General features: G+C 40.7%; 15 protein-coding genes. 4 read left to right on the plus strand and 11 right to left on the minus strand.

Annotation, left to right across the window (positions count from 1 at the left end):
* Window positions 1–98: 98 nt before the first annotated feature.
* The 6 genes from C0V77_RS05590 to C0V77_RS05615 form a co-directional block, all read right to left on the minus strand.
* Entirely contained in the window at window positions 99–443 is a 345-nt protein-coding gene (locus C0V77_RS05590) for a n-acetylglutamate synthase (RefSeq protein ID WP_101725341.1), read from the minus strand.
* Entirely contained in the window at window positions 444–1484 is a 1041-nt protein-coding gene (locus C0V77_RS05595; RefSeq protein ID WP_101725504.1) for an agmatine/peptidylarginine deiminase, read from the minus strand.
* Window positions 1485–1700: 216 nt separating this feature from the next.
* Window positions 1701–2417 (minus strand): FkbM family methyltransferase, encoded by a 717-nt coding sequence (locus C0V77_RS05600; RefSeq protein ID WP_101725342.1) that lies wholly within the window; start codon window positions 2415–2417, stop codon window positions 1701–1703.
* An 8-nt stretch (window positions 2418–2425) separates the two neighbouring features.
* Window positions 2426–3001 (minus strand): DUF4082 domain-containing protein, encoded by a 576-nt coding sequence (locus C0V77_RS05605; protein WP_101725343.1) that lies wholly within the window; start codon window positions 2999–3001, stop codon window positions 2426–2428.
* Window positions 3002–3006: 5 nt separating this feature from the next.
* Complete coding sequence (locus tag C0V77_RS05610; protein WP_101725344.1) at window positions 3007–4002, minus strand: glycosyltransferase; 996 nt, start codon at window positions 4000–4002, stop codon at window positions 3007–3009.
* A gap of 42 nt (window positions 4003–4044) precedes the next feature.
* The gene (locus C0V77_RS05615) at window positions 4045–6570 is read right to left on the minus strand and encodes a hypothetical protein (RefSeq protein WP_101725345.1); all 2526 of its coding nucleotides are present in this window, start codon (window positions 6568–6570) and stop codon (window positions 4045–4047) included.
* Between the two features lie 92 nt (window positions 6571–6662).
* Between C0V77_RS05615 and C0V77_RS05620 the strand changes: the two genes are divergently transcribed.
* Entirely contained in the window at window positions 6663–6980 is a 318-nt protein-coding gene (locus C0V77_RS05620) for a DUF4286 family protein (RefSeq protein WP_101725346.1), read from the plus strand.
* A 3-nt stretch (window positions 6981–6983) separates the two neighbouring features.
* On the opposite strand, the gene C0V77_RS05625 is transcribed toward C0V77_RS05620, so the two are convergent.
* On the minus strand, window positions 6984–7901 hold the full coding sequence (locus C0V77_RS05625; RefSeq protein ID WP_101725505.1) for an RluA family pseudouridine synthase: 918 nt from the start codon (window positions 7899–7901) through the stop codon (window positions 6984–6986).
* A 175-nt stretch (window positions 7902–8076) separates the two neighbouring features.
* Here C0V77_RS05625 and argH point away from each other — a divergent pair, with 175 nt between their 5' ends.
* Entirely contained in the window at window positions 8077–9432 is a 1356-nt protein-coding gene (argH, locus tag C0V77_RS05630) for an argininosuccinate lyase (RefSeq protein WP_101725347.1), read from the plus strand.
* 158 nt (window positions 9433–9590) lie between these two features.
* Here the strand turns inward: argH and C0V77_RS05635 are convergent, their stop codons facing one another.
* Complete coding sequence (locus C0V77_RS05635) at window positions 9591–10667, minus strand: glycoside hydrolase family 130 protein (RefSeq protein ID WP_101725348.1); 1077 nt, start codon at window positions 10665–10667, stop codon at window positions 9591–9593.
* A 66-nt stretch (window positions 10668–10733) separates the two neighbouring features.
* Between C0V77_RS05635 and C0V77_RS05640 the strand changes: the two genes are divergently transcribed.
* Together C0V77_RS05640 and C0V77_RS05645 are read left to right on the plus strand one after the other, a co-directional pair.
* The gene (locus C0V77_RS05640) at window positions 10734–11519 is read left to right on the plus strand and encodes a cyanophycinase (protein ID WP_101725349.1); all 786 of its coding nucleotides are present in this window, start codon (window positions 10734–10736) and stop codon (window positions 11517–11519) included.
* Window positions 11520–11590: 71 nt separating this feature from the next.
* Window positions 11591–12796 carry an AIR synthase related protein gene (locus C0V77_RS05645; RefSeq protein ID WP_173830523.1) on the plus strand — a complete coding sequence of 402 codons (1206 nt, stop codon included), beginning with the start codon at window positions 11591–11593 and terminating at the stop codon, window positions 12794–12796.
* Window positions 12797–12858: 62 nt separating this feature from the next.
* Here C0V77_RS05645 and C0V77_RS05650 read toward each other — a convergent pair whose 3' ends face one another.
* The 3 genes from C0V77_RS05650 to C0V77_RS05660 form a co-directional block, all read right to left on the minus strand.
* On the minus strand, window positions 12859–14271 hold the full coding sequence (locus C0V77_RS05650) for an RNA polymerase sigma factor (protein WP_101725351.1): 1413 nt from the start codon (window positions 14269–14271) through the stop codon (window positions 12859–12861).
* A 179-nt stretch (window positions 14272–14450) separates the two neighbouring features.
* Window positions 14451–16169 (minus strand): GMC oxidoreductase, encoded by a 1719-nt coding sequence (locus C0V77_RS05655; RefSeq protein ID WP_101725352.1) that lies wholly within the window; start codon window positions 16167–16169, stop codon window positions 14451–14453.
* A 33-nt stretch (window positions 16170–16202) separates the two neighbouring features.
* The gene (locus tag C0V77_RS05660) at window positions 16203–16868 is read right to left on the minus strand and encodes a gluconate 2-dehydrogenase subunit 3 family protein (RefSeq protein WP_101725353.1); all 666 of its coding nucleotides are present in this window, start codon (window positions 16866–16868) and stop codon (window positions 16203–16205) included.
* Window positions 16869–17428 lie beyond the last annotated feature (560 nt).

Below are 17428 nucleotides of genomic sequence, written 5' to 3' on the forward strand. Positions count from 1 at the left end.
CTAACTTTGTTTAGGTTTGCCACCTCTTAAAAAAGTCGCATAAAACTTAATAACTTAAAGAAATCAAAAATAACGGAAAAATCTGCTTTTTACGAAGTTTAACCGATTATTTCTTCCACAACAGACTCACCGGACGATAAATCCCGGCTTGTCCACTGCCATTTTTCATGTAGCCTGATACGCCCGTCGGGCAGTATTTCAGGTGTCGATATGCATTTGCCGGTCATTAGCTCGCCTGCTGTATTCAAATGCTCGTACCTCATATCTAAAACACTGTTTTTCAGCATCTTAGCAATTAAAAACCCTTTTACAACTGTGCCACCCGCATACTCGGCCCATACCACATCTGCTTCCTGACTATAGTGGAAAAGGGTTTCATCGCCAACATCGCCATTGGCAGCATTGCGCACTGCACGAAAAGTTTTTTTATGAAGATTTAACATTTAAACGATAGGCTCTTGTTGAGATAAACAATGAAAACTACCCAACCCCCAGATAATCTCTGTGGCATCTATACCTGTTATCTTTCTGTCCGTGAAGCATGATTGTATAATATCCAGTGCTATATCGTCTTTATTGCATCTGTAAGTTGGCACGATAACAGAACCGTTTGTAATCAGGAAATTAGCATAAGACGCCGGTAAACGAATGCCGCTGTCATATACGGCATTTGGCATTGGTAACTCTTTAATATTTAATGACTTTCCGTTCAGCAGTGTCATTTTGCTGAGGTCTTCCAGATTCTGTTTTAACGGATGGTAATTATCATCTGTTTTATCATGTTCTACTACCGTCAGCACCGAGTCTTCATTATAAAAGCGTGTGGTATCATCAATGTGTCCGTCTGTATCATCTCCTACTATGCCATCAGTTACCCATAAAATCTGTTCAACTCCGTAGTAATCCTGCAGATATTGTTCAATCTGTTGTTGATTCAGATGGGGATTCCGATTGGGGTTTAATAAACAGGATTTACTGGTAAGAACGGTTCCATTTCCATTAAATTCAACAGACCCACCTTCCATAATAATACCCGGCTCTACATAAGGCAGACCCAGATACTCAGCGATTCTAACCGGTATGCGGTCGTCATCGTCATAGGGTGGATACTTGCCGCCCCAGGCATTATAGCCCCATTCTACTATCATCCGCTCTTTGGTGTTGGGGTTGATCAGGAAAGCCGGACCGTGGTCCCGGCACCAGGAATCGTTTGATGGATGCACAGGAATCTCAACCTGCAAGGGGTCTATCTCGTATTGCTCAAGTAGTTTCTTTATTAAAGTTTTTTGGGCTTCATGAGTGGCATTGATACATACTTTCTCACTTTCAGCAATTGCCTTAATGAAAGCCATATATGCGGGATAAATTCTTTCCAAACGCTCGCCGTAATCCCAGGAATCAGAACTCTGCGGGAAACTCAACCATGTTGCGCGATGCGGATGCCATTCAGATGGAAAGAAAAAACCTTTTTGTTTAGGAGTAATAAGCACTATTTTCTCAGTTTTAATTGATGATTAGAAACAGAAAATTTCAAATGAGCGCAAAGTTAAGGCTATTATTTATAAAAAAGAACCCAAACACCAGTGTTGTTAGGTGTTTGGGATATTAATTCAGGTAATTCGCCTATTAGAAGAAATTAATCACTTATTCAATTAAGATTCTAATACATATTAGAACTCAGAATCACAAGGCCGTTCTAATCAAGCCTGCGTGGTATCAAGAAAATAGCCATTCATAGTTGCAAAACTTACCAGCTTATAATTCTTATCTGAAAGGTATTTGTAGATTTCGTTCTCATGAATATCAGATAAATCAGTATTATGAATCTCAACCACTATTAGCTTAGGACGATAAACAGCCAAATCAATTGATTTAATCACATTGAAATCATTACCCTCCACGTCGACGGTCATCAAATCAATTTTCTGCCCTTTGGGTAAGTGCGCATCTAAAACCGATGTCAGGGTCTGAGTTGTCAGTTTTCTCTCGCTCCTGTAATTAAACTTTTGCTTCCATTCTCTCATCATCCCCTCATCCATTGTATTGACTTCACTCTCTTTAAATTCATAAAATGTTACTTCCTTTTCCTGGTCCGACACTGCAGCCATAATCGGAATATCTTTCTTGCGCTTTCTTTTCCACTTGGCAATTAGAGCAGGGTTCGCATCAATAGCTATCCCTTGCCAGCCTTTTAAATATAGCTGGAAAGTATTAGAAATCTTATATGGGTGATGACAACCCACATCCAAATAAAAGCCATTCTTTACATCTTTTAATATCCATTGAATTAAGATTTCTTCACCTGTTTGCGAGAAAATCACTTTACCGAATTTGAAAATGTATCTTCTTATAAACAACAGTAGACTAAGCCTTGCGGCATCAAAAAGAGGCAATAGCCTAAATACATTGCTATACATAATAATATTTACTTAGGTACAAAACCAAAATCAACAAAGCCAGAGATTGAAAAATTGTTGTCGATTTCATTAGGTAAAACTGGTGGTGCAATTGAAGAAGGCTGGCTTTTATAAGCAAAACCTAAAATTTTAATATTCCCTTTTACTAAGGGATAGGGAATAATTCTACCTGATTTCGGATAAGCATCGTTCCAATTATTCGCTAGCACAGAAATAAAGTAATCCTTACCAACCACCAAAGGCAAACTTGAAACATTGACCCATGCTAATTTATTTGCTTGATTTTGAATAACATTTTGTTGCAATAATACCGACTTATTTGAAAAATCCCATACACAAACCCTATATTCTCCCGCATTTGGCAAAATTGTTCCTAATTTTACAATCCTACCTTCGACGAGTGTTTGAAACTTCAATCCGAATTCATAGTATGAAGAAAGATTTGTTGTTACTTTTATGTTCATGGTACTATCAGCCAAAAAACTAGTGAATGCCTCCTCAGAATGTATTTCTTTCTTTTTACACCCAATGATTATAAATATAAGGAGCATATTTGCCAGCAGAACAAAAAATTGTTTTTTCATAAAAATCAAAAAATTTCAAATAAGTACTTACCAATCAAAAAAACATTCCTTAAACTTAATTGTACCAATGGGCTTTTGAAGTAAACCTTTAATGCCTGAATACCCAATGCTTTGTTGCTTGTACATACTTTTATCCATCTGTGAGATAAAATATATGCTAAGGAAGTCGCATCAAACCTGCCTGATATTTTATTCTGCGCCTTAATACGTTGAAGCCAAACAGACGCTTTCCGAAGGTATTCAATGCTTTCGGCTTTTTTAAATGCAATAGAATAGTGCAAATCTATTTCTTCCTGCGTGGCATAAATTCCCAATTCGCTTAGCTGATGGCGATGATTCATTTTTATACCTTTCTCAGACCTTTCCTGCTGCATTGAACTTGTATTGGTAGCATGAATTCGGTAGTCTACCAGTATTTTGGGCAGAATAGCAACAGCATGGCTTGCGGCTATACGAACCCAGAGTTCGTAATCTTCTGCCGGGGGATACTCAGGTCTGTAATGTACCTCTGGCAGATGTTCTCTTCTCAACATCATGCCAGATTGAACGAAATAGTTTACAAACAAAAGTAAGGAGCCCAGGTGCTGGTCAGGAATGTACGATTTAATGAAATCACCGGTGGCATTTCCATCAGAATCAATCAGCCTTGCCCAACCTGAAACCATAGCATGGCCAGGATTTGCCTCTAAGAACTCAACCTCATCCTGTAACCTTGTAGGATAAGCCATGTCATCGGCATCCAGCCAGGCAATATACTTGCTTTTGGCTTCACTGAGCAGGCGATTCCTGGAAAACGCCAGTCCCTGATTAGATTCGTTCTCAATGTACCTGATACGGTTATCTTGTATTGAAAGAACAACATCTTTACTGTTATCAGTAGACGAATCGTTCAGTATAATCAGTTCAAAGTCTTTCAGCGTTTGATTTAAAATACTGTTAATGGCTTCTTTTACATACTTTTCTGCATTATAAACAGGCATTAACACTGAAACAACCGCCATAGCTGTGTTTTTTTGTTTACTATTCAACTATTCTGCAATCAGTTATTTTTTGGATTTGTCTGGTGAAGCATTTGTTCTGAACTCCATTACCAGACCACCAACAACCAACAGTACGAATATTATTGATGAAAATAAATCTATTTTTGTACCTATAACCACTGATTTCGGCTGGAATTTAAACTCAATTTTATGTTTTCCGGCTGGTACAACCATCGCACGCAAAACATAGTTAGCCCTGAAATGAGGCGTCTCCACCCCGTCAACATAAGATTTCCAGTCTTCATTACCTCTGTAATAAACCTCAGAGAAAACCGCTACCTGATTACTTGGTGAGTTTGACTCATAGCTTAATGCATTTGGCTTATAGTCTGTTAACCTGATGGTTGCCGTTGTATCTTGTTTTAGTGATTGGCCATTCAGGTAGCTATTGTATCGCTGATCTACAAAAGCTACAGTTTTAGGATTAAAATTAGCCACTGATTTCAATTCTTCGTCAGCATTTTTCACAACCTTTATTTCATTCACAAACCATGCGTTGCCCAGTGCATCCGGATTCCTCTGTGCTACAGGCTCACCATTCTGGCCAGAGGTTATAAAATACTTCGTATTCAGCATATTAAATACAGGCAGGTTGAGTCTACCATCTTTTATCATGGCATTTTCGTATAGTTCCTGCATTCTTTTCAGTTTAGCGCCGTGATACCCACCTACCGACTTGTGGAAATATGAAATCTGGGCATCAGACCAGAAGCCCTGGTCGGTGTGCAGGTCAAGTACTCTGAAATCAGGGTCTTTATCCTGCAAAATCTGCTCGTCGGCAGGCGAAGGGGTGTACGATTGTGTTATGATTGCTGATTTCGGTTTAAAATCTTCGTTGTTAACATATCGTTTATCTACCAGTATCAAATCAAGAGCAGCCAGCACGCCTATTACAATAACAAAAACATTGGCTTTTATTTTTTGCGTGGTGAACGCCCAGATTAATCCGGCTGCGGCGGCCAATAAAAACAATGAGCGGAAAATATCACTTAAAACTACCGATTGACGGTCGGCAATGATTGCTGAAAGATAAGAATTGGCAAAGTCCTGACCGTTAGCCTGTGCCATGCTCTTCACCATTCCGTCATCAGTCGGCGAATGGAAATCAATAAGTGAATAACCAATAATTATAAATACGGCTATACTACCCAACGAATAAATTAATGGCTTTTTGATATCTTTAAATGACAGGTTGTTATCAACAATTTGCTTGATACCTAACATTGAACCAGCCACCAGACACAGGTGCAGCAAGGTAAGAATCATCTTGCTGTCTCTGAACTTGTTGAAATACGGAAAGTACTCAAACATAAAGAAGTTAAAACCGGTAAAATAAGCCCCCCAGGCAATAAACAAATAAATAACAGAGGTGGCTAGCAGCACATACTTTAGACCGTCTTTAACTATAAACATAGCCAGTACAAAGAAAAACAAAACAATAATGCCTGAATAGTTTGCCCCTGAAGTGTAACCTTGCGGCCCAAAATACAAAGGAAGGCTTGAACTAAAGTTTTGCGCAGTTGCCGGGTCAACGCCTTTACCTACCATCATTTTGTAGGTTTCAGAGCTGGTGCCAAGGTTACCGTTTGATGAGCCCCCAACAAAGTTAGGCGCCAGTAAAGTAAGGGTTTCGGTTTTGCTGAAAGCATAGTTGGTGCCAAAGGCGTAGTCTCTGTCTAGCCCGTCTGAAGACCCGTTTACGTTTCCTAATGTGAGTTCTGACCTGCCGCGTGTGGTTTCTTTTGAATAAACCAGGGTGTTCCAGATATACATACCTCTGGTGCCAACACCAATGGTAAGGGCAATTAATATGATACCGTAGGCTTTTAATAAACCAGAAAAATTGCCTTTTTTAACATGAAGGAAGGTCTCAAAAATAGTATAAAAGCCAAGTAAGAAAAACAGGTAATAGGTTATTTGCGGATGGTTGGCATAGATCTCTAAGCCCATAAATAATGTGGTAATAGCTACCCCCAGCCAATACCTGCCTCTGAAAACCGCAATAAACCCGGCCAGAACCCCGGGTGCAAATGCAACAGCTATATTTTTTGAGATATGACCTGCCTCCAGAAAAAGCATATTATAAGAACCAAACGCATAGGCCACCGCACCAAAAAAGCTAAGCCATCGGTTTACGTTCAATACACGCATTAAAACATAAAAGCCTATCATTAAAGCAATGAAAATATTGGCCGGAACCGGAAAAACATCCAGCAAAGTGGCGCCTATCCAACTCGACCAGCTGTTCGGATACCCCCCTACTATCATATAGCTGGGCATACCACCAAACATAGAGTTGGTCCACCAGCCCCAGTCACCTGTTTGTTTATGAAAATCGTTTAGTTCTTTTGCAGCAGCTGAGGCCATCTGGATGTCGTGCAGGCCAAGTCTTTTTCCTTGCAAAAGCGGAGAAGCATACAAAAAACTAATCACAACAAAGCCAACAATTGCAAGAATAGTAGGGATGAATTTTTTAAACATCTTGTATTGGAATATGATGAAAATTAAATCTTCAATGGTGGTTTTCATTGCAAAGAACGCAAAGAAAAATCAAACTAGGTAAGAATAACACCAAATTTCTTTCCGAAATTTGCAAATACTTTGATTAAAATTAAGACAAAATGTTTCTGTTTAATATCACATTTAATGTTGAATCCGGCATTCATCAGCAGTGGCTGAAATGGATGAAAACCCATTTTGCTCCGGCAGTAATGCAAACCAATTTACCTACCCGCCTGACCATCCTGAAACTACTTACCGAAATTGATAATGGCGGCAGCACGTTTTCTTTTCAGTTTCATTTTAATACCATGGAGGACTTCCTGAATTTTGACCTGAACCACAAAGAGCTGCTTCTTGAACGCCATAATATTTTTTTCAGGGGTAAAACCGTTCAGTTCAGCACTTTACTTGAAGAAATTGAAACAGTTGCACCCTGATTATTACCCAAAAAGCCTGGAGAATTTACCCGGCACTTCGGTCTCGAACCGCAGGTTTTCTTTGGTTACGGGGTGCTTAAACGCCAGTACCCAGGCGTGCAGCCCCAGCCGGTTAATAGGGTTTGTGGTGGCGCCATATTTGACATCGCCCACTATAGGGTGTTTCATTTCCTGGGCGTGCACACGAATCTGGTTCTTGCGCCCTGTTTCCAGATTAAACTTTACTAACGAATACCTGCTGTTTCGTTGCAGCACTTCATAATGTGTAACGGCCTTTTGCCCTGCCGCCAGGTTATTGGTTGAATAGACTATCAGCGCCTTGCTTTCAACCAGATAAGATTCAATGGTACCGGCGTCTTTTTCAATTGCGCCTTCGGCTACGGCCAGATAAGTACGCTCTTCAATATTATTGTTCCAGTCTTCCTGTAAAAGTTTCTGCACTTTTTCGCTTTTGGCAAATATCATCAGCCCAGATGTCTCGCGGTCTAGCCTGTGCACTACAAATATTCTATTAGCCGTGTTCTGCTTTTTTACAAAGGCACTAAGAGTGCTATAGGCAGTATTGTCTTTTTGTTTTTCTGTGGCTATTGATAGCACGCCCTCCTGCTTAGCAATTACGATGAGATACTGGTCTTCAAAAACTATGGTTAAGCCTTTCAGCCGTTGATCTTCCGGCGGCTTTTTCCACTTTACCTCCACTATCTGCCCAGCCTTTAATGGATGGTTAAACTGAGTTATGGCTTTGCCCTCAATATATATATGCTTATCTCTCAGCAATACCTTTACATCATTCCGGCTTTTATTGATACTTCTGAGCAAAAAAACCAAAAGTTCAGTATCTTCATTTACTGTAAATCTGGTATCTGAGAGATTGTCAGTCCGTTTTTGTTGTCCGTTTCCTTTCTTGAAATTACCTCGCATAATCATTACTTATTCAAACATTCAGTAAGGCAAAGGTAGATATTATTCAACGGTTTGCCGACAGACCACACAAATTATTGGGTTATTCACAATTATCTGTTCCTAAAAACTTAGCAAACCATCAGCAAGCAATTTTTTCATTTTATATTTGTGCAGTAATCAAACCTCCGAAATAGTGAAACTCTGGCAGAAACAAAGCAGCAGCAATAGTTCTGATAATAAAGTAATTGAAAATTTTACAGTAGGCAACGACCGCGAAATGGACTTGTATCTGGCGGGTTTTGATGTACTTGGGTCTATGGCTCATGGTATTATGCTGGAAACCATTGGTTTGCTGAACACCGAAGAGCTGGCTAATTTGCTGGACGAGTGCCGTAAAATCTTCAAAAAAATTGAAGAGCATCAATTTCAGATAGAAGATAGTATTGAAGATGTGCATTCTCAGGTTGAATGGCTATTGACACAGGCTTTGGGCGATACTGGCAAAAAAATTCATAGTGGCCGCTCAAGAAACGACCAGGTATTGGTTGACCTGAAACTATTCATGCGGCATCAGGTGCGTACGGTGGTTCAGAAAATAGAAGTGGTGTTTCAGAAACTGATTGAGCAAAGCGAATTAAACAAACACCACTTACTGCCCGGCTACACGCATTTACAAATTGCTATGCCTTCGTCTTTCGGGCTATGGTTTGGCGCCTATGCCGAAAGTCTGGTAGATGACGTTCAGGTGCTTCAGGGCGCCTATAAGGTAATTAATAAAAACCCCTTGGGTTCCGGGGCTGGCTATGGAAGTTCTTTTCCGCTGAATCGTACCCTTACTACCCAACTGCTGGGTTTTAACGACCTCAATTATAATGTAGTTTATGCACAGATGACCCGCGGTAAAACGGAATATGTTACGCTGTCGGCACTAACATCGCTTGCCAATACGCTTTCAAGAATGGCTATGGATGTTTGTTTGTATAACTCGCAGAACTTCGGATTTGTAACCCTGCCTGATGCATTTACAACCGGCAGCAGCATTATGCCGCATAAAAAGAACCCCGATGTGGCCGAATTGCTGAGAGCCAAGAGCAATCGCTTGAAAGGGCTACCTACAGAACTGGCGTTTGTAACCAGTAACTTGCCAAGCGGTTACCATCGAGACATGCAGATTCTGAAAGAGATATTGATGCCTGCGTTTGACCAAGTAACAGAATGTCTGGATATAGCAGCTATGATGTTGACGAATATTGAGGTAAAGCCTGATTTACTGGCCGATAAAAAATATGACCCGATTTTCTCAGTTGAAAGAGTGAATGAGCTGGTTATGCAAGGTCTGCCGTTCAGAGATGCTTATCTTAAGGTTAAAGATGAAGTATTTGGTGGTACATATGAAGCGACCCGCGAGCTGAACCATACACTGGAGGGCAGCATTGGCAACCTATGCAATGAAGATATTGTGAGAATGATGGATGAAGTTATTAAAAGCTTTGAGTTCGAGAAAATTGACACAGCACTCAATAAATTATTAAATTGGGAAGTTCGATAAACTTTTATCAAAGTCGGCTACCATAAATAAAAATAACATCGTTCATTCAACCAGGTTTTTTAATTGCTTACAAACAACAGATTAACTAAAGTACTGATATCATAAACCAGGAGGAGTAATCCGGAACCGGAATTACTCCTCCTGGTTTTTCAGCCGGTTTACTTCTTATCACTAACCGCTACTGCAATTTTAGAATCTGCCGTGCCGTAGTACAGAAACCACCTGTCTTTAAAATTAACAAGGCCTTCTACAAAAACCACATTATTTACCTGCCCAGTTAGCTCATAAGGTTTATCAGGCTCAAAGAAAAAAGTTTCTGAGCGGTCAATAATTTTAGCCGGGTCATTTTTATCCAGTAGCACCTGTCCGGCTCTATACGCATTTTTGGTATTGGTTGCCTTATTCTGAAACCCCTTATTGGCGCTGTTATAAATCAGCAATATGCCTTTATCTGTTATAAACGCCGGAGGCCCCGACTCAACCAGCCAGCTATCAAAGTTATCGTCTCGTGGTTTTACAATTGGCTTAGGTTTTCCGGTTTCATCTTCCAGTATTTTCCAGTCGGTCAGGTTATCAGAAGAGGCTAGAAACAAATTGGTATCGCCAAAATACATCCAATATTTGCCGTTTATCTTTTTTGCTACAAATTTGTCTTTCACTTTTTCGGTAATGATGGCTCCCGATTTCGACCATAGGTTTTCATATTTGGCATCTTTAAATGCCAGCCCTTCTTTTTTCCAAGTCTGTAAGTCCGGCGATGAAGCCACACAAAGCCGGGCGGTTTTGCCATCGTAGGCTGTGTAGGTAAGAATGTACTTCCCATCTCCAGATTCTACCAGCCTTGGGTCTTCGCATCCTCCGGGATACTCATATTTTTTCATAAAGTCTTCGGCCGGATAAAAAACAGGTTTAGCCTGAGGTTTGAAATGAATACCATCTTCGCTCACGGCAAGCCCGAGGCGGGATGTTCCATCAACCACTTTCAGGGTGTCTTCTGCCCTGTACAACAAATACACCTTGCCGTCTCGCACCACGGCCGATGGATTATAGACATCTTTGGCTTCCCAGTTAATGTTCCTTTTCAGAATGGGGTCATCAAAAGTGGTCGTATCATTAGGTAATAAAACCGGGTTTTCTGCATCCTGCTTTACAAATGGTGTTAATTGCCAGTCTTGCTCAGTTCTGTTTTGGCAGGCTACTGCAAACAGGGCCAGAATAAGGAGATATTTTTTCATAGATTTGCATTTTCAGTTGTTTACATTAGGTTTCATTTCAAATATATACAATATCACTAAAACAAAATGATACGTTTACTCTTTCTTTTTATATTGGGCAGTGTGCCTGCATTGGCTCAGGAAAAACTACTGATGGTTGGCGGTGGAAAGCGCACCACCGATGTTATGGCCAAATTTATTGACCGCAGCGGTGGCGAAACCGGAGAAATTCTGGTTATAACCTGGGCTGGTGGTGAACCCGAAGAAAGCTACAAGGCTTTTGCAAAAGATGTGGAGGGGTTGTCGAAAATAAAAGTAGAGAAAGCGCCTTTTGCTCCGCTTACTGCTGCAAGTAAAGCCATCTTACTGGGTCAGTTGAAATCAGCAAAGGGTATATTTTTTACAGGCGGCGACCAGAACAGAATCATGGATGTTCTGCAAGACGAAGAACTTTTTAATGCCATGCACTCCTATTATAAAAAGGGGGTAGTATTTGGTGGAACGAGTGCCGGAACTGCCATTATGACCCCAATTATGATTACAGGCGAGGGCGACTTTAAGGTAATTGACGGTACAAAAGTTGAAGTAAAAAAAGGTTTAGGTTTGCTGCCTGACGTAATTGTAGACCAACATTTTATAAAACGCCAGAGACAAAACCGCCTCATAGGTCTGATTTTTAAAAACCCCGAACAACTGGGCGTTGGTATTGATGAAAACACAGCCTTGTATATTGAAAACAATAGCACGGCCGAAGTGTTGGGTGAAAGCCAGGTTATGATTTTTGAAGCCTTAAAAAAACGTAACGAGATGAAATTCTTGATACTGGAAAAAGGAGAAAAATATGACCTGCAAAAAAGAAAACGTGTAAAGTAGGTTGATGAGCTGATTTATTTCATCGCACAAAACACATTTTTCTTACCTTTGCAGCAAAAATCAATTATCTGATGAGTACCGACCGTTATATGCAGCGCGGTGTTTCTGCCGCTAAAGAAGATGTTCATAAGGCTATTGAAAAGCTTGACAAGGGTTTATTCCCGAAAGCATTCTGTAAAATTTCTCCGGATACGCTGGGAGCAGACCCTGCCTATTGTAACATTATGCATGCCGACGGCGCAGGTACCAAAACCTCTCTTGCTTATTTATACTGGAAAGAAACAGGTGACTTATCGGTATGGAGAGGTATTGCACAAGACTCTATTGTTATGAACACCGACGACCTGCTTTGTGTAGGGTCTGTAGGGCCAATGCTTATTTCATCGAGCATTGATAGAAATAAAAATAAAATTCCGGGTGAAGTAATTGCTGAAATAATAAACGGAACCGAAGAATGCCTGGAAATGCTGCGCAGCCACGGTATTGAAATTTACAGCACAGGTGGTGAAACTGCCGACGTAGGAGACCTGGTAAGAACCATTGCCGTTAACAGTACGCTGATAGCCCGAATGAAACGCGATGACGTGATATCGAACGATAGAATTGCAGCCGGCGATGTGATTGTGGGTTTAGCGTCTTTCGGACAAGCCACTTATGAGAAACAATATAACGGTGGCATGGGTAGTAACGGACTTACTTCAGCCCGACATGATGTGCTGAATAAAATATATGCCGAGAAATATCCTGAAAGTTTTGATGGAGATATTGATTTCTCGCTGGTTTACAGTGGCGAAAAATCGCTTACTGATGCTACTGCCACAGAATCGTTTAATTCAACTCAGGATAAAGAAACCTTAGACGCACTGCCTGATGTTGGCAAGCTGATATTGTCTCCTACCCGTACGTATGCTCCGGTAGCAAAAGTTTTTTTGGATGAACTTCGCCCGCATATACATGGTATGGTGCATTGCAGCGGTGGCGCACAAACAAAAGTGCTTCACTTTATAGACCAACTACATGTCATTAAAGATAATCTCTTCCCTATTCCTCCTTTATTTAAACTGATACACGAGCAAAGTGGCACCAGCTGGCAGGAAATGTACAAAGTCTTTAACATGGGGCATCGTCTGGAAGTATATCTGCCTGAACAATATGCACAACGAATTATAGAAATTGCCCAATCATTCAATATTGATGCACAGATAATTGGCCGGGTAGAACCTTTTGCTACCAAACGGGTAACAATCAGGAGTGAGTTTGGGGAGTTTGTTTATTGAGAGGACTAAGTTTATTAAAAACATAATGACAACGCCGGTTTGCAAGCCGGCGTTGTCATTTATCAAAGCTTAACTATTTCAACGGCACCGTTTTTCCCCTTGTCGCCGTATTTCTGTATGGACTCTTTAATGCTTAATGATTTTACAGAATATTGGTTACCTGAAAGCTTTATATCTTTATCCAATTGGGCTTCCTGCCCATCAATCAGTAAATAGTAAACTTCTCCTAAAAAAGACACCGTACCGGTTGCATTAAAGTTGTCTTTTTCAAACTTTGCTCTCATATTAATCCCCTTCATGTAAACATAATGGTTCTTTGACGACCAGACTATCTTTGATGCATTGAAAGTCCCCTCTCCTTCTTTTCTATTTAATACAAACCCATCTTTTTTTGCCTGAAACTGAACGTCGGGTAATTTGAAACGTGAACTTAAATTAGCCGTCAGATTCTTTGAAGAATCGAATCCCATACTGGCACCTGCCATCAGCAAGGCTCCTACTATGCTTAGTCTTTTCATTTCTGTATTGTTTATATTGTTTTCATCAGTTATGATGGCATTATCAGAAATGGTTGCACTTGTAGTGTCAGAATTTTTAGTATTACTTATATTCTGGTCGTCAATAGTAACAGGTTCATAATTGTCAGGTTGAGTTACTACGTATTGCGTCAACTTAACAGGTATGGTGTTCGAGCTTATTTCTTTCTGAATCTCCAAATCAGGCTCTTGCCTTGAGAAAACTACGATTAATGTCAGACTAACCGCCACACCACCGATAACGGCTCCGGAGCTGATGAAACTGCTTGAAACAACAGGAGAAGGGTTAAACGTAGGTATTGATGAATAATCCGAATCAATTTTTAATAACCTATCAGGCTTTATCTCAAAATTGTGGAATGCCTTTCGGTAAATACCGTCAATATTCCATAGTAAAAGAGGTATGAATAAAGGAAGAACAGCCCGCTTCTTGTTCTCTTTCTCCAGTAATAAAGCTCTGATTTTCTTTCTTGCTCTGGCAAGGTGAGATTTAGATGTGCCTTCGCTTATACCTAACTCCTGCGCTATTTCGGCATGACTGAATTTATCAATCACGTAAAGATTAAATACCAATTTGTGGTATTCAGGCAATTGGCTAATGGCTGCCATTAGTTCTTCGTGCGTAAAATCTGCGGCCAGTGTTTCTTCTTCTGTAGCCAGCATTTCACTTTCATATTGCAGCCACTCATTATGTGCTTCCTTTTGCTTCTGGTCTCTCAGATATTTCAAAGCCTCATTGACTACTATCTTTCTGAGCCAGGCATCAAAATGTCCTCTGCCCTCAAAACCCGAAGCTTTGTCAATGGCATTCAGAAAGGCATCATGCGCAAGGTCTTCTGCCACCTGTTTGTCTCGCACATACCTATAGCAAATACCCAACATTTTGCCGATGTTTTGTTTATAAGCCGTTTCCCAGAAATTCTGCATCAATTTGGTCATGTCATGAGTTTATTTTTGCTATGATGCACAAAGCTTAAAAGGTGGCAGTTTGATAGTATATTTTTTTTACGGCTAGAACCGAATAATCAGTCTTACCAGAAATACTCTAAACAGCCCCATACAAAAACGGCTAAGAAGATTGTCTCCTTAGCCGTTCGTTTTTCGCCATCTCTTAGTGGTTAGAGATTCATTTTCTTTAGCTCATTGACGGCAAAATCTGCTGCTCTTGCCGTTAATGCCATGTATGTGAGTGATGGGTTAACACAAGATGCCGAAACCATAGCTGCACCATCAGTTACAAAAACATTGGGTGCACCCCAAACCTGGTTATGAGCGTTCAATACAGATGTTTTCTTGTCTCTTCCCATACGGGCAGTTCCCATTTCGTGGATACCGATACCCGGGTTCGGCGTCAGGTTATTATAAGCATTGATGTTTTTTAATCCTGCTGCCTCCAGCATTTCTGCGGCTTCGTTCATCATATCGATACGCATTTTCAAGGCATTTTCTCCCCATGCAGCATCAAACTCAACAATTGGCAAGCCCCATTTATCTTTTTTGTCAGAAAGGGTAAAACGGTTGCTTTCATCAGGCAGGGTTTCACCAAAGCCACCGATGCCGAAAGTCCATGCTCCGGGAGTCGTTAATGACTCTTTAAATTCTGCGCCAAAGCCATCTTTATAATTACCTCTTCCCCATCCTTCGCGGCTGGCTCCGCCCTGATAACCAAAACCCCGTACATAGTCTCTTTTCTTGTCGCTGCCCCAGTTAACAAAACGCGGAATATACACACCGTTGGCTCTTCTTCCATAATAATACATATCTTCCATGCCCTCAAATGTACCCGACGCCCCTACACTCAGGTGGTGGTCCATGATGTTTCTGCCCAATTGGTCAGACTCATTACCTAATCCGTTAGGATGTGTTTTAGATTTCGACTGCATCAATATCCAGGCCGAGTTAATAGCTGAAGCATTAAGGAATATGATTTTAGAGAAGAAATCCATCTGCTCATTCGTATTCTGGTCAATGGTTTTAACACCTACTGCTTTACCTTTCTCATCATCAAAAATTACCTGATACACAATTTTATCGGCCATCAACGTAAGGTTACCCGTTTTGTTTGCAGCAGGCAAAGTAGAAGATTGCGTACTGAAATAAGCACCATAAGGGCAGCCACGCATACAGGCATTGCGGTATTGACATGAAGCCCGCCCTAATTCGGTCTGAATCTGTGTTGGCGCGGTTAAGTGAGCCGTGCGGCCAATGGTTACGTGGCGGCCATTAAATTTCTTCTGAATGGTACCTCTGACTTCCTTTTCTACGCAGTTCATTTCCATGCCCGGCTGGAAATTTCCATCCGGCAACACATCAAGCCCTTCTTTGTAACCACTCACACCAATAAACGACTCAACGTAGCTATACCATGGCGCCAGGTCCTTATATCTGATCGGCCAGTCTACCCCGTGTCCGTCTTCCAGGTTAGCGGTAAAGTCTCTTTCGTTCCAGCGGTAACTCTGGCGACCCCACATCAAAGAGCGCCCACCAACATGGTAGCCGCGAATCCAATCAAAGCCACGTTTTTCCAGATACGGATTTTGCTTATCGTTTTCAAAATGATGGCGGTGTTCTTCATTGGCCGTGTACCCGGTACGCACACTAGCCCAGTATTCTTCACGGGCCATGTTGTCAACTTTACCTCTGTGTGGGAAATCCCATGGATTTTTAGTAGCTGTTACATAATCAGTAACGTGTTTAATATCTCTTCCGCGCTCCAGCATCAACACTTTCAGTCCTTTCTCGCACAATTCTTTGGCTGCCCAACCACCAGATATACCCGAACCCACAACTATGGCGTCGTAGGTCATTTGTTCTTTTGATTTTCCTTGAATATTCATTTTCGTTACGGTTGAAATCTTTTCAGTTTTAAATTATAAAGCCCATACTTTCTGACCCGGCGTCATCTTCACACAACCATCATACCTGCCCGGTACTTCTACATAAGCCAGGGCATTTTTTGCCCCTGCTTCAGAAGTAAAATAACCCAGAAGTGTCAATTCTTTCATTAGTTTAAAGAACGGCACCGGAGGTGTCTCTTTCTTCGATTTATCGTTCGTCTTTGGGTCTTTAGGGTCTTTTACCAATCCAGTTTCATTATCTACAATTTTCTTTGATTGTTCCTGTTGTTTCAGCTCATCATTGGCCATTTGCTCAAACTTCTTCAAAAGCGCCGTTTGTTGTTCAGGAGTGCTCTCAAGAAATTTCTTTCCGTTGTCTTTTACCGACGCCGCTTCCAGGTCGTCCAGCCCTTTGGTAAAATGCGCCTGCTGCGCCGGAGTATAGCAATCTTTAAGCATCAATTCAATAAATGGCCCCACGCCAGCATCTTTGGCACCAGGGGTAGAAGTTTTCGGAATTATTATTTCCGCAATTTCAGATACAAGATTTTTGTAATCGGTGGAAAAAGAAAAACCTGAGGTAGCTGCTTCGGTTGCTGTATTAGACTTACAACCTTCCAGCATAGCAATCATTGTAGGGGCAGACAAAGCACCTCCCATCAGGAAGGCCACTCTTTGCATGGCATCTCTTCTATTCAATGTCGTAGTGATATTTAAAGGTTTGTCGATTATTTAGACCCTGAAATTACGGAAGAAAAAATTGTTTCATCAAATTTGGTTTCATGAAAATTGGATTAAAAACTATAAAAACATGAAAATAATTGTGTAAAGGTTAATGTTTGTTGAAATGTCGGTTTTTAATTCAAGATTGAATAAACAATTCGTCCGGCCTCCTTCACTATAAAATCAAGTAACAATTACAACGCCTTAGTAAGATTCTGAATAGAGCTACCCACAAAAATAAACCAGATTTGGTTCAATATCCGGGTCGCCTTCATACTCATTTTAATAACTGATATGCTGCTTTGTGGCGTCTGAAAGAACACAACGGTAAGAGGCGCTCACTAGTCTATTCAATTGGTCTGTTTAGTATAATAATTAATTAATGGTGTGCTAAAAACCAGACTCAAAAAATCAACATTTAGACTTGCAAAAAACACACTTAATGAACCCTTATGCCCATTAAGTGGGGTATTTTGAAAAAAAATTTTCACTTTTTACACTTAGCTATCAAAAAAAATATAACTTTACGACATGCT

The organism is Emticicia sp. TH156 (assembly GCF_002855535.1).
Lineage (GTDB): Bacteria > Bacteroidota > Bacteroidia > Cytophagales > Spirosomataceae > Emticicia > Emticicia fluvialis.

What these genes read in the sequence shown, in the direction of transcription:
- C0V77_RS05590 (WP_101725341.1), bottom strand. Translation starts at nt 443, where the DNA reads ATGTTAAATCTTCATAAAAAAACTTTTCGTGCAGTGCGCAATGCTGCC.
- C0V77_RS05600 (WP_101725342.1), bottom strand. Translation starts at nt 2,417, where the DNA reads ATGTATAGCAATGTATTTAGGCTATTGCCTCTTTTTGATGCCGCAAGG.
- C0V77_RS05605 (WP_101725343.1), bottom strand. Translation starts at nt 3,001, where the DNA reads ATGAAAAAACAATTTTTTGTTCTGCTGGCAAATATGCTCCTTATATTT.
- C0V77_RS05610 (WP_101725344.1), bottom strand. Translation starts at nt 4,002, where the DNA reads ATGGCGGTTGTTTCAGTGTTAATGCCTGTTTATAATGCAGAAAAGTAT.
- C0V77_RS05615 (WP_101725345.1), bottom strand. Translation starts at nt 6,570, where the DNA reads ATGAAAACCACCATTGAAGATTTAATTTTCATCATATTCCAATACAAG.
- C0V77_RS05620 (WP_101725346.1), top strand. Translation starts at nt 6,663, where the DNA reads ATGTTTCTGTTTAATATCACATTTAATGTTGAATCCGGCATTCATCAG.
- C0V77_RS05625 (WP_101725505.1), bottom strand. Translation starts at nt 7,901, where the DNA reads ATGCGAGGTAATTTCAAGAAAGGAAACGGACAACAAAAACGGACTGAC.
- C0V77_RS05635 (WP_101725348.1), bottom strand. Translation starts at nt 10,667, where the DNA reads ATGAAAAAATATCTCCTTATTCTGGCCCTGTTTGCAGTAGCCTGCCAA.
- C0V77_RS05640 (WP_101725349.1), top strand. Translation starts at nt 10,734, where the DNA reads ATGATACGTTTACTCTTTCTTTTTATATTGGGCAGTGTGCCTGCATTG.
- C0V77_RS05645 (WP_173830523.1), top strand. Translation starts at nt 11,591, where the DNA reads ATGAGTACCGACCGTTATATGCAGCGCGGTGTTTCTGCCGCTAAAGAA.
- C0V77_RS05650 (WP_101725351.1), bottom strand. Translation starts at nt 14,271, where the DNA reads ATGACCAAATTGATGCAGAATTTCTGGGAAACGGCTTATAAACAAAAC.
- C0V77_RS05655 (WP_101725352.1), bottom strand. Translation starts at nt 16,169, where the DNA reads ATGAATATTCAAGGAAAATCAAAAGAACAAATGACCTACGACGCCATA.